Source organism: Arthrobacter sp. HLT1-20, assembly GCF_054510895.1.
In genome coordinates this window covers 102,902-115,742 of record NZ_JBTNDR010000002.1, presented here as the reverse complement: position 1 = coordinate 115,742, position 12,841 = coordinate 102,902, and the positions used below count along the sequence as shown (strand labels likewise).

Annotated in this window: 15 protein-coding genes; 11 read left to right on the top strand and 4 right to left on the bottom strand. The window is 63.0% G+C overall.

The genetic code is table 11. The features are described from left to right. The first annotated feature begins 37 nt into the window (after nucleotides 1-37). The 4 genes from ACX80Q_RS01850 to ACX80Q_RS01835 all read left to right on the top strand — a co-directional run bounded on the left by ACX80Q_RS01850 (nucleotide 38) and on the right by ACX80Q_RS01835 (nucleotide 2,973). Nucleotides 38-1,072, top strand: coding sequence for an acetylxylan esterase (locus tag ACX80Q_RS01850; protein WP_459328813.1), 1,035 nt, complete (start codon nucleotides 38-40; stop codon nucleotides 1,070-1,072). Nucleotides 1,073-1,268: 196 nt separating this feature from the next. Next, on the top strand, nucleotides 1,269-2,390 hold the full coding sequence (locus ACX80Q_RS01845) for a 3-deoxy-7-phosphoheptulonate synthase (RefSeq protein ID WP_459328812.1): 1,122 nt from the start codon (nucleotides 1,269-1,271) through the stop codon (nucleotides 2,388-2,390). A gap of 135 nt (nucleotides 2,391-2,525) precedes the next feature. Then, entirely contained in the window at nucleotides 2,526-2,762 is a 237-nt protein-coding gene (locus tag ACX80Q_RS01840; protein ID WP_459328811.1) for a helix-turn-helix domain-containing protein, read from the top strand. Between the two features lie 112 nt (nucleotides 2,763-2,874). Further along, entirely contained in the window at nucleotides 2,875-2,973 is a 99-nt protein-coding gene (locus tag ACX80Q_RS01835) for a 30S ribosomal protein bS22 (RefSeq protein WP_074712200.1), read from the top strand. A gap of 109 nt (nucleotides 2,974-3,082) precedes the next feature. On the opposite strand, the gene ACX80Q_RS01830 is transcribed toward ACX80Q_RS01835, so the two are convergent. Further along, the gene (locus ACX80Q_RS01830) at nucleotides 3,083-3,895 is read right to left on the bottom strand and encodes an HAD family hydrolase (protein ID WP_459328810.1); all 813 of its coding nucleotides are present in this window, start codon (nucleotides 3,893-3,895) and stop codon (nucleotides 3,083-3,085) included. 139 nt (nucleotides 3,896-4,034) lie between these two features. Here ACX80Q_RS01830 and ACX80Q_RS01825 point away from each other — a divergent pair, with 139 nt between their 5' ends. Together ACX80Q_RS01825 and ACX80Q_RS01820 are read left to right on the top strand one after the other, a co-directional pair. Continuing rightward, nucleotides 4,035-4,337 (top strand): glutaredoxin family protein, encoded by a 303-nt coding sequence (locus ACX80Q_RS01825; RefSeq protein WP_459328809.1) that lies wholly within the window; start codon nucleotides 4,035-4,037, stop codon nucleotides 4,335-4,337. Between the two features lie 193 nt (nucleotides 4,338-4,530). Next, the gene (locus ACX80Q_RS01820) at nucleotides 4,531-5,229 is read left to right on the top strand and encodes a redox-sensing transcriptional repressor Rex (protein WP_459328808.1); all 699 of its coding nucleotides are present in this window, start codon (nucleotides 4,531-4,533) and stop codon (nucleotides 5,227-5,229) included. Between the two features lie 135 nt (nucleotides 5,230-5,364). Here the strand turns inward: ACX80Q_RS01820 and ACX80Q_RS01815 are convergent, their stop codons facing one another. The 3 genes from ACX80Q_RS01815 to ACX80Q_RS01805 form a co-directional block, all read right to left on the bottom strand. After that, nucleotides 5,365-6,072 (bottom strand): hypothetical protein, encoded by a 708-nt coding sequence (locus ACX80Q_RS01815; RefSeq protein WP_459328807.1) that lies wholly within the window; start codon nucleotides 6,070-6,072, stop codon nucleotides 5,365-5,367. A gap of 136 nt (nucleotides 6,073-6,208) precedes the next feature. Continuing rightward, nucleotides 6,209-6,988 (bottom strand): hypothetical protein, encoded by a 780-nt coding sequence (locus ACX80Q_RS01810; RefSeq protein WP_459328806.1) that lies wholly within the window; start codon nucleotides 6,986-6,988, stop codon nucleotides 6,209-6,211. Between the two features lie 109 nt (nucleotides 6,989-7,097). Then, a complete protein-coding gene (locus tag ACX80Q_RS01805) occupies nucleotides 7,098-7,655 on the bottom strand; it encodes a YceI family protein (RefSeq protein ID WP_459328805.1) in 558 nt (185 codons plus the stop codon). A gap of 165 nt (nucleotides 7,656-7,820) precedes the next feature. Here ACX80Q_RS01805 and ACX80Q_RS01800 point away from each other — a divergent pair, with 165 nt between their 5' ends. The 5 genes from ACX80Q_RS01800 (at nucleotide 7,821) to ccsB (ending at nucleotide 12,801) form a co-directional block, all read left to right on the top strand. Then, a complete protein-coding gene (locus tag ACX80Q_RS01800) occupies nucleotides 7,821-8,483 on the top strand; it encodes a histidine phosphatase family protein (RefSeq protein WP_459328804.1) in 663 nt (220 codons plus the stop codon). A gap of 98 nt (nucleotides 8,484-8,581) precedes the next feature. Further along, the gene (locus tag ACX80Q_RS01795) at nucleotides 8,582-9,205 is read left to right on the top strand and encodes a TlpA family protein disulfide reductase (protein WP_459328803.1); all 624 of its coding nucleotides are present in this window, start codon (nucleotides 8,582-8,584) and stop codon (nucleotides 9,203-9,205) included. A 16-nt stretch (nucleotides 9,206-9,221) separates the two neighbouring features. Then, entirely contained in the window at nucleotides 9,222-9,977 is a 756-nt protein-coding gene (locus ACX80Q_RS01790; RefSeq protein ID WP_459328802.1) for a cytochrome c biogenesis CcdA family protein, read from the top strand. Continuing rightward, nucleotides 9,977-11,719, top strand: coding sequence for a cytochrome c biogenesis protein ResB (gene resB, locus ACX80Q_RS01785; RefSeq protein WP_459328801.1), 1,743 nt, complete (start codon nucleotides 9,977-9,979; stop codon nucleotides 11,717-11,719). The genes ACX80Q_RS01790 and resB overlap by 1 nt, the downstream gene beginning before the upstream one ends. After that, nucleotides 11,719-12,801, top strand: coding sequence for a c-type cytochrome biogenesis protein CcsB (gene ccsB, locus ACX80Q_RS01780; RefSeq protein ID WP_459328800.1), 1,083 nt, complete (start codon nucleotides 11,719-11,721; stop codon nucleotides 12,799-12,801). Before resB ends, ccsB begins: the two co-directional genes overlap by 1 nt. The last annotated feature ends 40 nt before the right edge of the window (nucleotides 12,802-12,841 follow it).

Genomic DNA, 12,841 nt, shown 5'->3' with positions numbered 1-12,841 from the left:
GTTAGTGCCGGGCCCATACTGGAACGGAACCCGAGCCATGCCGCAGTTCGATCTGCCCCTTGAGCAACTCAGCCACTACGCCGCAGGACCCGCTGCACCCGGAGACTTCGACAGCTTTTGGGACAGCACCATGGCCGAAGCCCGCGAATTTCCGGTGGCGGCAACCTTCACTCCGGTGGAGAACATGTTGAGCGTCATTGACAGCTTCGACGCCACCTTTGCCGGGTTTGGCGGAGCCCCCATCAAGGGCTGGCTACATCTGCCCGCGAACCGTAGCACGGGCCAGAAGCTGCCCGTGGTGGTCCACTATATTGGCTACTCCGGTGGCCGCGGATTGGTCCACCAGGACACGTCCTGGGCGCAGGCCGGGTACGCGCACTTCATCATGGACACCCGCGGCCAGGGCTATGGCGGCCTGCTCGGTGACACCCCGGATCCGCACCCCTCCGCAGGCGATGTGGCCCACCCCGGCCTGATGACCCGCGGCATCAGCTCCCGCGAGGACTACTACTACCGTCGCCTGTATGTGGACGCCTTCCGCGCCATCGAGGCCGCCCAATCCCACATGGAGGTGGATGGAACCAGGGTCATCCTCACCGGCATCAGCCAGGGCGGCGGGCTGGCCATTGCGGCGGCCGGTTTGGCAGCTGGAAGGCTCAGCGGCATTGTGGCGCTCATGGCCGATGTCCCCTTCCTGCAGGACTTCCCGCGGTCCATCGACATTGCCGTGCGCGGCCCGTATCCGGAAATCGCTACCTTCCTCAAGCGCCACCGCACGGACTATGAGCCCTTCCTGGACGTGCTGAACTATTTCGACGGCGTGCACTTCGCCGCGCGCGCCAGCGTCCCCGCGCTGTACTCCTGCGCCGGCCAGGACGACGCGTGCCCGCCAACCACCGTGTTTGGCTCCTACAACGGCTACGGCACCTTGGCGGCCCAGTCAGCGGCTCAGACGCCGGACAAGACGCCGGCCAAGGAAATGGCGTACTACCGCTTCAACAACCATGAGGGCGGGCAGGAGCACCACTGGCTCCGGCAGCTGCATTACGTGGCCGATTTGCTGGCCGGCTAAATTTCGGCGTATGGTGTGGGCATGACAAACCGTTGGTATGCGTATTTTTCGTTGGCTCTGGAGGGGCCCGCGTCTAACTGACACGCATCCCATCACCTTCAGAGCCAACAGGACAGAGAATTCATTCTCTGTCCTTCGCCATTTTCAGGCGGGCTCCGAAGAGGGGTCCGCTGCCATCTTGCAGCAAAGGACCCCCATGAGCATCACAGCCGCCTCGGCGCCCCAAACCACTGCCAATCTGCGCGTCAGCCGCTTCACCGCATTGCCGTCCCCCACTGAGTTGGAAGCGGTGCTGCCGCTGGACGCCCACGCAAGCAACGTCGTCGAACGCGGCCGTGACCAGGTGCGGGCCATCATGGACGGTGTGGATGACAGGCTGCTGGTCATTGTGGGCCCGTGCTCCATCCACGACCCCGAGGCTGGGCTGGAATACGCCCGGCGGCTGGCCGCCACGGCCAAGGAGCACGAGGAAGACCTGCTGATCGTGATGCGCGCCTACTTCGAGAAGCCGCGCACCACAGTGGGGTGGAAGGGCCTGATCAACGATCCCCTGCTGGACGGCAGCCACGACGTGGCCAAGGGGCTTGAAATGGCGCGGCACTTCCTGCTGCAGGTGGCCCAATTGGGACTGCCCACGGGCACCGAATTCCTTGAGCCGATCAGCCCGCAGTACACGGCCGACCTGATTTCCTGGGGTGCCATCGGCGCGCGGACCACCGAGAGTCAAATTCACCGCCAGCTCAGCTCCGGGCTGTCCATGCCCATCGGTTTCAAGAACGGGACCGACGGCGACCTCCAAGTTTCGCTCGACGCCTGCAACGCCGCGAGTGCGCCGCAGTCGTTCCTGGGCATCGACGGCAACGGCCGCGCGTCCCTAGTCAGCACCGAGGGCAATCAGGACACCCACGTGATCCTGCGCGGCGGGCGCAAGGGGCCCAACTACCGTGCGGCCGACGTGGCCGGCGCCGCCGCGCAGGCCACCGGCGCCGGTATCAACCCGCGACTCATTGTTGATGCCAGCCATGCCAACTCCGGTAAGAGCCACCACCGCCAGGCCGAGGTGGCCCTGGAAATTGGTGCGCAATTGGAAGCCGATGACGCCTCTGCTCACAACATTGCCGGGATCATGCTGGAGAGTTTCCTGATGGGCGGGGCCCAAAACCTCAATGTGGAGCAGGTTGCGGCCGGAACCGCCCAGCTGAACTACGGCCAGAGCGTCACCGACGCCTGCATGGACTGGGATGTCAGTGCCGAGGTGCTGGCCAACCTGGCCCGCAGCTCGCGCGCGCGCCGCAACAACAACGCAAGCGCGGCCTGACACGGACTGTTGGCAAAGAACCACTGAACGCCTACCACAGTGGCCCCTTCTGCCCCTAGAGTTAGAGCTAGAGGCAGAAGGCGCTGTGGGCCGGACGCTAGACAAGTTTTAGGCAATGAACATCGAGGTCCGGCCATGACACAGGAGCAAAATGTCTCCGATGTGCACTTCTTGACAGTTCAAGAAGTCGCCGCCCTCATGCGCGTGTCGAAAATGACCGTGTACCGCATGGTGCACGCAGGGGAGCTCCCCGCTGTCCGCTTTGGCAGGTCGTATAGGGTGCCGCAAAACGCCGTTGAGGCCTTCCTCAAGGGTGCGGTGGTAGATGGCACAGGACCTGCCGGAACTTCCGGTTCGGCGCAGACCGGGTAGGCACGGTAGTCTAGGAAAGATCCATTTTCGGCTTTGACCGATTCCTGCGATCGGTCGACCTAATCGTTTGGGCCTCACTTGAGGCCTTCTATGCAGTTTGTGAGGAACTTTCATGGGTTCAGTAGTTAAGAAGCGCCGCAAGCGGATGTCCAAGAAGAAGCACCGTAAGCAGCTTCGCAAGACGCGTCACCAGCGTCGTAACAAGAAGTAAATCTTCTTTTTTTGCGAAAGCACCCGTTCACCATTTGGTGGGCGGGTGCTTTTTTCATGCCCGACGGCGGGAGACGCGCCAGCGGCTGGAATGGGGGAGGAGCTGGGGATTAGCGGCGGCGGACGATCGAGATGCCCTTCCACAGGCCATAAACAGCACCAGCTCCGGTGGCAGCCTTCAAACCCAGTGTTGCTGCGCGTCTCCCGGAGCGGTAATCGTAGATGGGCCAATTGTTGTCGCGGGCATGCTTGCGCAGCTTGGCATCCGGGTTGACGGCCACCGGGTTTCCCACCGCCGTGAGGAGGGGGATGTCGTTGTAGGAATCGCTGTAGGCCCAGCACCGGGTGAGGTCCAGGCCCTGCTTCTGGGCCAGTTCACGAACGGCCCGTCCCTTGGCAGGACCGTGCAGGATCTCGCCCACCAGGCGGCCTGTGTACACGCCGTCGTCAATTTCTGCCACGGTGCCCAGGGCGCCCGTCAGGTTCAGGCGCTTAGCGATGACGCCAGCAACTTCCACCGGGGTGGCTGTCACCAGCCAAACCTGCCGTCCGGATTTCAGGTGTTCCTGGGTGAGGGCCTTGGTGCCGGGCCAGATCTTGGAGACGATCATTTCGTCATAGACTTCTTCACCCAGCTGGCGCACAAATTCGGTGCTGATGCCGGCTGCGAGTTTTTGGGCGGAATCCTGGACCGAGTGGACGTCGTTCATGTTTTCGCCGCGCAGGATGAATTTGGCTTGCTTCCACCCGAAGCCAGCGGCGTCACCAAGGGTGAAGGCGCGCTTTTGATACATCTTGCGGGCCACATGGAACAAGCTGGCACCCTTCATCAGGGTGTTGTCCACGTCAAAGAAAGCTGCCTCGCCCTGGTGGTGCGCAGTGGTCGAGGCGGCCTCGGCACTGTTGGTAGTCACGTCGGGCATGGAATGAGTCTAGTCAATCCAGCCCGTCTGTGCCGCTCACGCCACTTGAAGCGGGGCTTAACTGTGGTGAAACTTTCATTTGCCGGGCAAATCGACGGCCGACTGTGCGAAGCTGTTCCGACTGGGTACCGTTGTAGGCATGGATTCTGTCCCCGAAAACATCACAAACCACGCCGTTCCCGCGCGTCGTATTCCGCTGCTGGAGCTGGTGACCAAGGATGGCTGCCATCTTTGTGACGACGCCCGTGAGGTGCTTACCCAGGTGGCCGGCGGACTGGGCCTGGCCTATTCGGAACTCAGCCTTGACGGCAATGCCGAGCTGACGGCCCGCTACGGCGAGGAGATTCCTGTGGTGCTGGTGGACGGAATTCAGCGAGATTTTTGGCAGATCGACCCCATCCGCCTCCGCGCCATCCTGGAACGGGCCATGGCGGGCGCCTAGCGCGGCCCAAGCTGCGTGCCGGCCCTGGGACGGAGCGCGGCCGACGCGCGGCCGACGGGTCAAGGGTGCGGCTTTTGGTGGGGACCGAGGACAGGTCCTACAGTTGTTCTAAACGGTCCAAGGCCGACGGCGGAACTTGCGGACACCTGTTCCTCACCTGGGGCGGCCTAGCTTGAGAATGTGGAGTGTTTTCTTGATCCCAGTGCAGACCCCGGGCGACCAGCCGGCCGAACAGGCCCGGCAGCTGCCCCCTGCCACGGTGTCCCGCCTGACACTGTACCTGCGCACACTCAATGCCCTGCTGGCTGACGGCGTTGAGAACGTCTCCTCCGAGGCCCTTGCCGAATCCGCGGGTGTGGGCGCGTCCAACGTTCGCAAGGACCTCTCCCATCTGGGCTCCTACGGGACGCGCGGTGTTGGCTACGATGTGGCGAATCTGAGCCGGCAAATTGCCCAGGCGCTCGGCCTGACGCATGAGTGGCGGGTCGCCATCGTTGGTGCCGGAAACCTGGGCAGGGCCCTGGCCCGCTACGCCGGGTTTGAATCACGCGGCTTTGATGTGGTGGCGCTGCTCGATGCCGACCAAATGCTGGTGGGGACCGAGATTGGTTGGCTGCGCGTCAGTGACGTGGCCAACCTGGAATCGGTTTTGACAGGCACCCGCGCCAACATGGTGGTCCTGGCGCTTCCTGCCGCGGTGGCACAGTCCGTGTGTGACAGGGTCGTGGCGGCCGGAGTCCACAGCATTCTCAGCTTTGCGCCCGTGGCCCTGAGTGTCCCGGAAGACGTGAACCTCCGCAAGGTGGATATGGCCACCGAGTTGCAGATCCTGGCGTACCACGCCCAGCGGTTGCAGGATCCGCTATTGGGACAGGACAGCCCCGGCGTCTAAGCCACCCGCCCTTTTCTGCCTCGTGAACGTACAGTTGATGCTGATGTTTGCGCGCAGCATCAGCATCAACTGTACGTTCGGCAGGCCCGGCAGGCCCGGCAGGCCCGGCAGGCCCGGCAGGCCCGGCGGCGGGTTTTAGCGCTTGGCGGCACCCTTGCGGGCCTTGTGGGCCAGGAAGAACTCCTTGGCCGGGGAGCGGTGCAAGAAAACCACTGCAACGAGTCCCAAGGCAATCTGGATGAAGCTGAGTGGATTCAGCTGCCCCAGCATCAGCAGCGACAGGCACGCCAGAACAAGTGCCGTAGTCCGGGCCCACGTGGCTCCGCGGCGAATCTTGATGGCCAACCAAAAGTAGACCGCTGTCATGGCGATGCTGATGACAAAGGCCATGAACAAGGCAGCGTTGACAATGGCCGGATCCGCATAGGCCTCCACCAAGGCAGGGTAGTCCGCCATGGAGGCCCGGAGGGTTTCCATGACGCTGGTCTTGACCGCCGGCACCAGCAGCACCAGCAGAAGCGCCACCGCGGAGGCCGCCTGCAGGATGCCGGCGGCCATGATCAAGCGGACAGCCAAGATGACGCGGGCAGGGGGAGCCAAGGGTGACTGTGCGTCAGCGGAGCCGGCATTGGCGGCTAGTCCGCCACGGAATCCTGGATACTGGGGTGCCGCGGGCAAATCGGAGGATGGGCTCAGGGCAGCCTGGGCATCCTTGACGTCCTGCGGCGGCTCCCACCCGGCGGGGGCGTACTGGCCATAGCGGGGGACACCTGGGGCTATTTCCCCATAGCTTCCCGGGCGGGATGTGGGGTGCTCTTGGGGTTCTTCACCGGGCGTGGTCATGGCAGCTGCTCTTTCGGTTGTGCCGCGGCCGGGCTGAAGACTGGGGCCAGGAAGCTGGCCAAGCAAAGAGAAAGGCCGCGGTGGGGTTTGCTCTAAACCCTACGCGACCTCTCTCCCAGCTCTCTACTTCCCGGAGCTATTGGGTGACTCCCTTGGCCCGGGAGTTAAACCAAGCCGTTGATTCGGGCAGCCACATCAGCACAGTGGCCACAATGCTCAGCAAGCCACCACCTGCGCCGAAGAACAACAGGACGATGCTCAGGAAGGCGATGGCGGACAACGCCATGCGCGCCCACTGCATGCCCTCCTTGAGCTTCATGGCGCAGACAACGACGGCCAGGATCAACGCCAGGGAAATGATGGCCACAACAATTCCCATGACGCCCTGGGCACGGATTTCCGCTCCGCTGCCTGGGACGGTGATGCCGAAGATGGAATTGTCCCTGGCGCCCAAGGCGAACAGGGAACCAATCAGTAGGAAGAACGTGCTCAGAAGCCACAGACCTGCCGAGACCAGCCAGATGATGTAGGAGATCTTCAGCAGCTGCGGCAGGCCGTCCATCTTGAACATCCCGCCAAAACCACCCACCGGCATGACCTCATTCATTGAATGGGGGGTGTCCTTGGGCATTTCAAACTTGAAGTCCCCGGCCGGTGGCGGCGGAGCCTGCTGGTACCCGGGCTGCTGGTAGCCGGGAGGAGGGGTCTGATAGCCCGGCTGCTGATACCCCGGCGGGGGCATGGATCCGGCCGGCGGGGGTGCTTGCGGGCCGGGTGTTTGGTACCCCGGCGGCGGCGCCTGCGGCCCGGGTGCCTGGTAGCCGGTGGCGGGAGTGTTGGGATCAGGCTGGGAACCGGCAGGAGACGGTTGCGAGCCTGGTTGCTCGGTACCTTCAAACTCATTCGGTGTACTCATAGCAGTACCCTAGTCCTGGCCTAAGCACTTGTATAGATGTACTAAGGGGTAGTGCGAATGCCGGCCCGCCACAGTGGCGAACCGGCATTCGTGAGACGGGTGCTGTAGGTTATGCGGCCTTGACGAAGGCCACGTCCAAGGTGATGGTGACCTTGTCTGAAACCAGTACGCCACCGGCTTCCAGGGCTGCGTTCCAGGTCAGGCCAAACTCCTTGCGGCTGATGACAGTCTTGGCTTCGAAGCCTGCGCGGGTGGCGCCGAACGGGTCAACGGCCACGCCGTTGAACTCGCCCTTGAAGGTGACGGTCTTGGCGATGCCGCGGATGGTCAGTTCGCCGGCCAGTTCAAAGTCTTCCTGATCGCCGGTGATGGCGGAGGAGACGAAGGTCAGCGTGGGGAACGTTTCGACGTCGAAGAAGTCGGCGCTCTTGACGTGGCCGTCGCGGCCGGCGTCGCCCGAGCTGAAGCTGGCGGCGGCGATGGTGGCCGTCACGGAGGACTCGGCGAGGGTTTCGCCGAGGGTCAATGCGCCCTCAAGTTCGGTGAACTGGCCGCGGACCTTGGAGATGCCTGCGTGGCGAACAACGAAGCCCACTGTGCTGTGTGAGGCGTCGAGGTTCCAGGTGCCCTGTGAGAGGCCGGTTGATTCAATGGTGGTTACTGACATGGGAGTCTCCTTGGAAGTTTGGGCAAATCTGTGATTAGGACATCCGCAGTGGTTGTCCTTCGAGAGGTATAAGCATGCGTTTGTATCTAATATTCCCGGGTTGGCAAAAAACTTTTCAACCGGTGGATTAACCCCTTGCTGGCTAACTTTGAGAAACTTGGAAGCATGTCACGAGTAACAGTTCATCTTTTGCGCCACGGTGAGGTATTTAATCCCGACGGCGTGCTCTACGGCCGGCTTCCCGAGTTCCACCTTTCGGAGCGTGGCCGGGCCATGGCTGACATGGTTGCCGAGCATTTTGTGGCCCAGGCGGTCGACGGCGCTGCCCCCGTCTATCTGGTGGCCTCACCGCTGACGCGGGCGCAGGAAACGGCGCAGCCCACGGCTGCTGCGCTGGGCCTGGAGATTGTGACGGATCCGCGCATCATCGAGGCCGAGAATCACTTTGAGGGCCTGGTCATGAGCAAGGCCGAGCTGCGCAAGCCCAAGCACTGGCCGTACTTTGTGAACCCGTTCAGGCCCTCCTGGGGTGAGGCGTACGCGGCCCAGGCAGAACGCATGCTGGAGGCGGCAGGTGATGCCCGCCGTCGTGCCTTCGAATTGGGCGGCGACGGCGCGCAGGCCATCATGGTCAGCCACCAGTTGCCCATCTGGGCCACCCGGCGCAGCGCCGAGGGCAAGCCACTGTGGCATGATCCACGCCACCGCGAGTGCACACTGGCGTCCCTGACCTCATTGACGTTCGACGGCGACGACATAGTGGATGTTGTCTACAGCGAACCCGCGGCGGTATTGCTGCCCGGCGCCGCAACCACCCCCGGCGCCTAGCCCCTTTCAGGCACAAGGCACACAGCTGACAATCAGCTTTTCGACGTAGCGTAGAACAAAATGCCACTTCTGCGCCTGCGCGATGGCTTCCCCCAAGAATGAAAGGCACCATCGTGACTTCCTCGATGAGCCGGCGAGCATTGCTGGCCACTGGTGGCGCCGCGTTGGCGGTTGTCCTGGCTGCCTGCACCGGCAAGGACCCCCTGGCCGAGCAGGCAAACGCCGGAGACAACAAGAATTACATTGCCGGCGACGGCTCAGTGACCGAATATGGTGCCGCCGACCGCAAGGACCCGGTGGAGTTCACGGGCACCTTGTTTGACGGTAAGAAAGTTGACGCCGCGGACTTCCCCGGCCAGGTCACGGTGCTGAATTTCTGGTATGCGGCCTGCGCCCCGTGCCGGCTGGAAGCCCCGGACATGCAGGCGCTCAACACCGAGTTCGGCGCTAATGGCGCTAATGGCGTGGAGTTTCTGGGCGTGAATGTGCGCGATGAAAAGGCCACGGCCGAGGCCTTTGAGCGCAATTTTGGCCTGACGTACCCCAGCATTGTGGACAAGGATGGCGGCGTTTTGCTGGCGCTGACCAAGTTTGTGCCACCGGCCGCCGTCCCCACAACCCTTGTGCTGGACAAAAAGGGCCGCGTTTCTGCCCGCATCCTGGGTGTTGCGGACAAGGGCACCCTGAAGGCCCTCATCACCACGGCCCTGGCCGAAAACTAGCGGCCGCCCACACCTCATGAACAATCCATTTGCCGAGACAATCCTCAGCGGCTCCATGCTGCTGGCCATGCCTGTTGCCCTGTTGGCCGGGCTTGTCTCCTTCCTCTCACCCTGCGTGCTGCCGCTGGTACCCGGCTATCTGGGCTATGTGAGCGGGCTCAGCGGGGCCGATCTGGCGGACCAGCGCCGCGGCCGAATGTTCGCCGGGATTGGCCTGTTTGTGCTGGGCTTCTCAGTGGTCTTCATGCTGATCGGGGCGGTCTTCGGCCAGCTGGGTGCCTGGCTCATGGGGCCCGACGCCGCCTGGGTCACCCAGGTGCTGGGCGTGGTGGTCATTTTCATGGGTGTTGTGTTCCTAGGTGGCATGAGCTGGTTCCAGGGTGAGGCGAAGATTCATGCCAAGCCCCCGGCAGGACTGTGGGGTGCGCCCATTTTGGGGCTAACCTTTGGATTGGGCTGGGCGCCGTGCATCGGCCCCACCTTCAGCGCCGTGCAGTTGCTGGCGTTCTCGGACGGGCCCAACGCCGCCAAGGGCGCATTCCTGACCTTTATTTACTGCCTGGGGCTTGGCCTGCCGTTCCTGCTGATTGCCCTGGGTGCGCGCAAGGGACTGGGCGCCTTGGCGTTCTTCCGCAAGCACCGCCGCGGGCTGCAGTATTTTGGTGGCGGCGTGTTGATTGTGTTGGGCTTGTTGATGGTTTCCGGGTTGTGGGGCACGTGGATCAATCAGCTGCAGTTTTGGTTTGCCAATGAAGTGAGATTGCCCATCTAATGAAAGAGACAGTGGTGGAAGAGCCCAAGCCGGCGAAAGAGCCCAAACGCAAGAAGCCGCAGCCGGCCGGCGGCGATGTGGTGCTGCCGCAACTCGGGTTCATCGGCATGCTGCGCTGGGCCTGGCGGCAGCTGACAAGCATGCGCACGGCCTTGTTCCTGCTGCTGATGCTGGCAGTGGCGGCGGTGCCGGGTTCCTTGTTCCCGCAGCGCTCCACCAACGCCGCAGAGGTGACCCAGTATTTGAAGGACAACCCCACCTCGGGGCCCATCATGGACTGGTTCAAGCTGTTCGACGTGTACTCCTCGCCGTGGTTTGCCGCCATTTACCTGCTGCTGTTCACCTCCTTGATTGGCTGTGTTCTGCCGCGCGCCAAGATCCACTACAAGGCAATGCGCTCAGCGCCGCCGCGCACCCCCAAGCGGCTTTCCCGGCTTGCCGAATACGGCACGGTGGAAATCCCGGCCGGCAGCGGCGTGGACGCGCAGCAGGCCGTCAAGGACGCCGCAGCTGTGTTGAAGGCCCGCCGCTACCGGGTTGATGTGCGTGATCTCGACACCGAGCGGCCCTCGGTGGGAGCCGAGATTGGCTTCCTCAAGGAGGTGGGAAACCTCATTTTCCACACGGCCATGATTGGCGTTCTGGCGGCCGTTGGATTCAGCGGCTTGTTCGGCTACAGCGGCCAGCGTGTTTTGGTGGAGGGTGAAACCTTTGTCAACACCCTCACGAGCTATGACACGTTCACACCGGGAGCCAATTTCAGCGACGGCAAATTGAGCCCTTACTCGGCACAGTTGGACCGTCTGGTGGTCAAGTATGACAGGTCAACGCAGGCCCACTATGGCCAGCCGTTGGATTTCACCGCCACGCTGACCGTCAAGGACGGCCCCGGCGCCGAGCCCGAAAAGAAGACGCTCAAGGTCAACGAGCCTGTTTCCCTCGGCGGCACCAACCTGTACCTGGTGGGCAACGGCTACGCCCCCGTGGTCACCATCAAGGATGGCAAGGGCAACGTTGCCTTCCAGGGCCCCGTCATCACCATCCCCACGGACGGCGCCTACACCTCCTTGATGGTCATTAAGGTGCCCGACGCCAAACCCAACCAGCTTGGATTTGTGGGCTTCTTCCTGCCCACGGCACTCATCGATGAAAAGGGTGTGGCTTTTGGCTCGGACCCCGATCCGTTCAACCCTCAGCTGAACCTCAACGCCTACACGGGCGATCTTGGCCTGGACAACGGTGTGCCCCGGAATGTCTACACCCTGGACACCTCCAAGATGACCGAGATCAACTCACGCAACGTCGATGCTGGCGGCATTGTGTTGGTTCCGGGTCAGAGTTACACGCTGCCGGAGGGCAACGGTAGCATCAGTTTTGACGGCATCAAGCGGTTCGCCGCCCTGGACATCAGGCACGATCCCGGCCAGATCTATGTCCTGGTGTTCTCGGTCCTGGCACTGGCCGGACTCATCGGCTCCCTGTTCCTGAACCGCCGCCGAGTGTGGGTCCGGACGGGCAACCACCCGGACGGGCGCACCATGGTGGAGTTTGGCCTCCTGGCCCGCGGCGAGGACCACCGCCTGGCTGGCGAATACGCAGCCATCAATAAAGCCCTGCACGCCCAATGGCTGGTGCCATTGGCGGCGCAGGAGCAAAATGGTGAGCAGGCACAAACAATCAACAACGACTCCGCACCAACAGACTCCGCGCAGCACGTCCCCGCGGCAAGTAAGGATCAGTAATGCCAGAGATCAATGAAGGCTTCGCCCAGCTCAGTGAGCAGCTCATGCTGGTTGCCGGGTTGGCCTACGCTGTGGCCTTTTGCGCCTACGCCTGGGACTTGGTGACCTTTAGCCAGGCCGTCAAAAAGGGTCTGGCCGGTGAACAGGCCGCCAGCGATGCCCTGAACAGCAAGGAAGCGGCGCTGGTTGGTGCCCGTGGCGCGGCAGGCCAGGGCCTGGATTCCGGCCCGCAGGACCGCGGAGTGCGTCCCAGCAGCAAAACCCATGCCGGCTCCGACGGTATTACCGCCGGCGATTCCATGCGCTACGGCAAACAGCGCCGCGTCGTGGCCCGGGTGGCCGTGGCACTCACTGTTGTTGCCGCCGTCGTACAAGGGGCAGCGGTGCTCTTCCGTGGACTCGCGGCAGGGCGTGTCCCGTGGGGCAACATGTACGAATTCTGCACCACGGGCAGCTTTGCCGTGGCCGTGGTGTTCCTGCTGGTGCTGACCCGCCGTGACCTGCGCTTCCTGGGCACCTTTGTGATCGGCCTGGTGCTGGTCATGGTGGTTGCCGCGTCCGTGGCGTTCTGGACCCCCGTGGGCCACCTGGTGCCTGCGCTGCAGAGCTACTGGCTGATCATCCACGTCTCCATCGCCGTGCTGTCCTCTGCGTTCTTCACCATTACCTTTGCCATGTCCGTGCTGCAACTTTTCCAGGCCCGCCGCGAAGCCTCCATTGCCGCCGGCAAGAAGGACAAAGCGCCGGTGATGCGCCTTGTGCCCAACGCGCTGAGCCTGGAGAACCTCTCCTACCGGATCAATGGCATTGCGTTTGTCGGCTGGACGTTGACGCTCATGTTCGGTGCCATCTGGGCCGAAAAGGCGTGGGGCCGGTTCTGGGGCTGGGACACCAAGGAAGTGTGGACGTTTGTTATTTGGGTGGTCTACGCCGGCTACCTGCACGCCCGCGCCACGAAGGGCTGGACGGGCACCCGTGCGGCCTGGCTGTCCATCGTTGGCTACCTCTGCGTGGTCTTCAACTTCACCATTGTGAACATGTACTTCTCTGGCCTGCACTCCTACGCCGGCGTTGGCAGCTAGATTTTTCGCTGGACCCAGCCGGCGCCAAAGTTGTGAAAGG

Coding starts and splice junctions, on each gene's coding strand:
- ACX80Q_RS01850 (WP_459328813.1), top strand. CDS start 38: ATGCCGCAGTTCGATCTGCCCCTTGAGCAACTCAGCCACTACGCCGCA.
- ACX80Q_RS01845 (WP_459328812.1), top strand. CDS start 1,269: ATGAGCATCACAGCCGCCTCGGCGCCCCAAACCACTGCCAATCTGCGC.
- ACX80Q_RS01840 (WP_459328811.1), top strand. CDS start 2,526: ATGACACAGGAGCAAAATGTCTCCGATGTGCACTTCTTGACAGTTCAA.
- ACX80Q_RS01835 (WP_074712200.1), top strand. CDS start 2,875: ATGGGTTCAGTAGTTAAGAAGCGCCGCAAGCGGATGTCCAAGAAGAAG.
- ACX80Q_RS01830 (WP_459328810.1), bottom strand. CDS start 3,895: ATGCCCGACGTGACTACCAACAGTGCCGAGGCCGCCTCGACCACTGCG.
- ACX80Q_RS01825 (WP_459328809.1), top strand. CDS start 4,035: ATGGATTCTGTCCCCGAAAACATCACAAACCACGCCGTTCCCGCGCGT.
- ACX80Q_RS01815 (WP_459328807.1), bottom strand. CDS start 6,072: ATGACCACGCCCGGTGAAGAACCCCAAGAGCACCCCACATCCCGCCCG.
- ACX80Q_RS01810 (WP_459328806.1), bottom strand. CDS start 6,988: ATGAGTACACCGAATGAGTTTGAAGGTACCGAGCAACCAGGCTCGCAA.
- ACX80Q_RS01805 (WP_459328805.1), bottom strand. CDS start 7,655: ATGTCAGTAACCACCATTGAATCAACCGGCCTCTCACAGGGCACCTGG.
- ACX80Q_RS01800 (WP_459328804.1), top strand. CDS start 7,821: ATGTCACGAGTAACAGTTCATCTTTTGCGCCACGGTGAGGTATTTAAT.
- ACX80Q_RS01795 (WP_459328803.1), top strand. CDS start 8,582: ATGAAAGGCACCATCGTGACTTCCTCGATGAGCCGGCGAGCATTGCTG.
- ACX80Q_RS01790 (WP_459328802.1), top strand. CDS start 9,222: ATGAACAATCCATTTGCCGAGACAATCCTCAGCGGCTCCATGCTGCTG.
- resB (WP_459328801.1), top strand. CDS start 9,977: ATGAAAGAGACAGTGGTGGAAGAGCCCAAGCCGGCGAAAGAGCCCAAA.
- ccsB (WP_459328800.1), top strand. CDS start 11,719: ATGCCAGAGATCAATGAAGGCTTCGCCCAGCTCAGTGAGCAGCTCATG.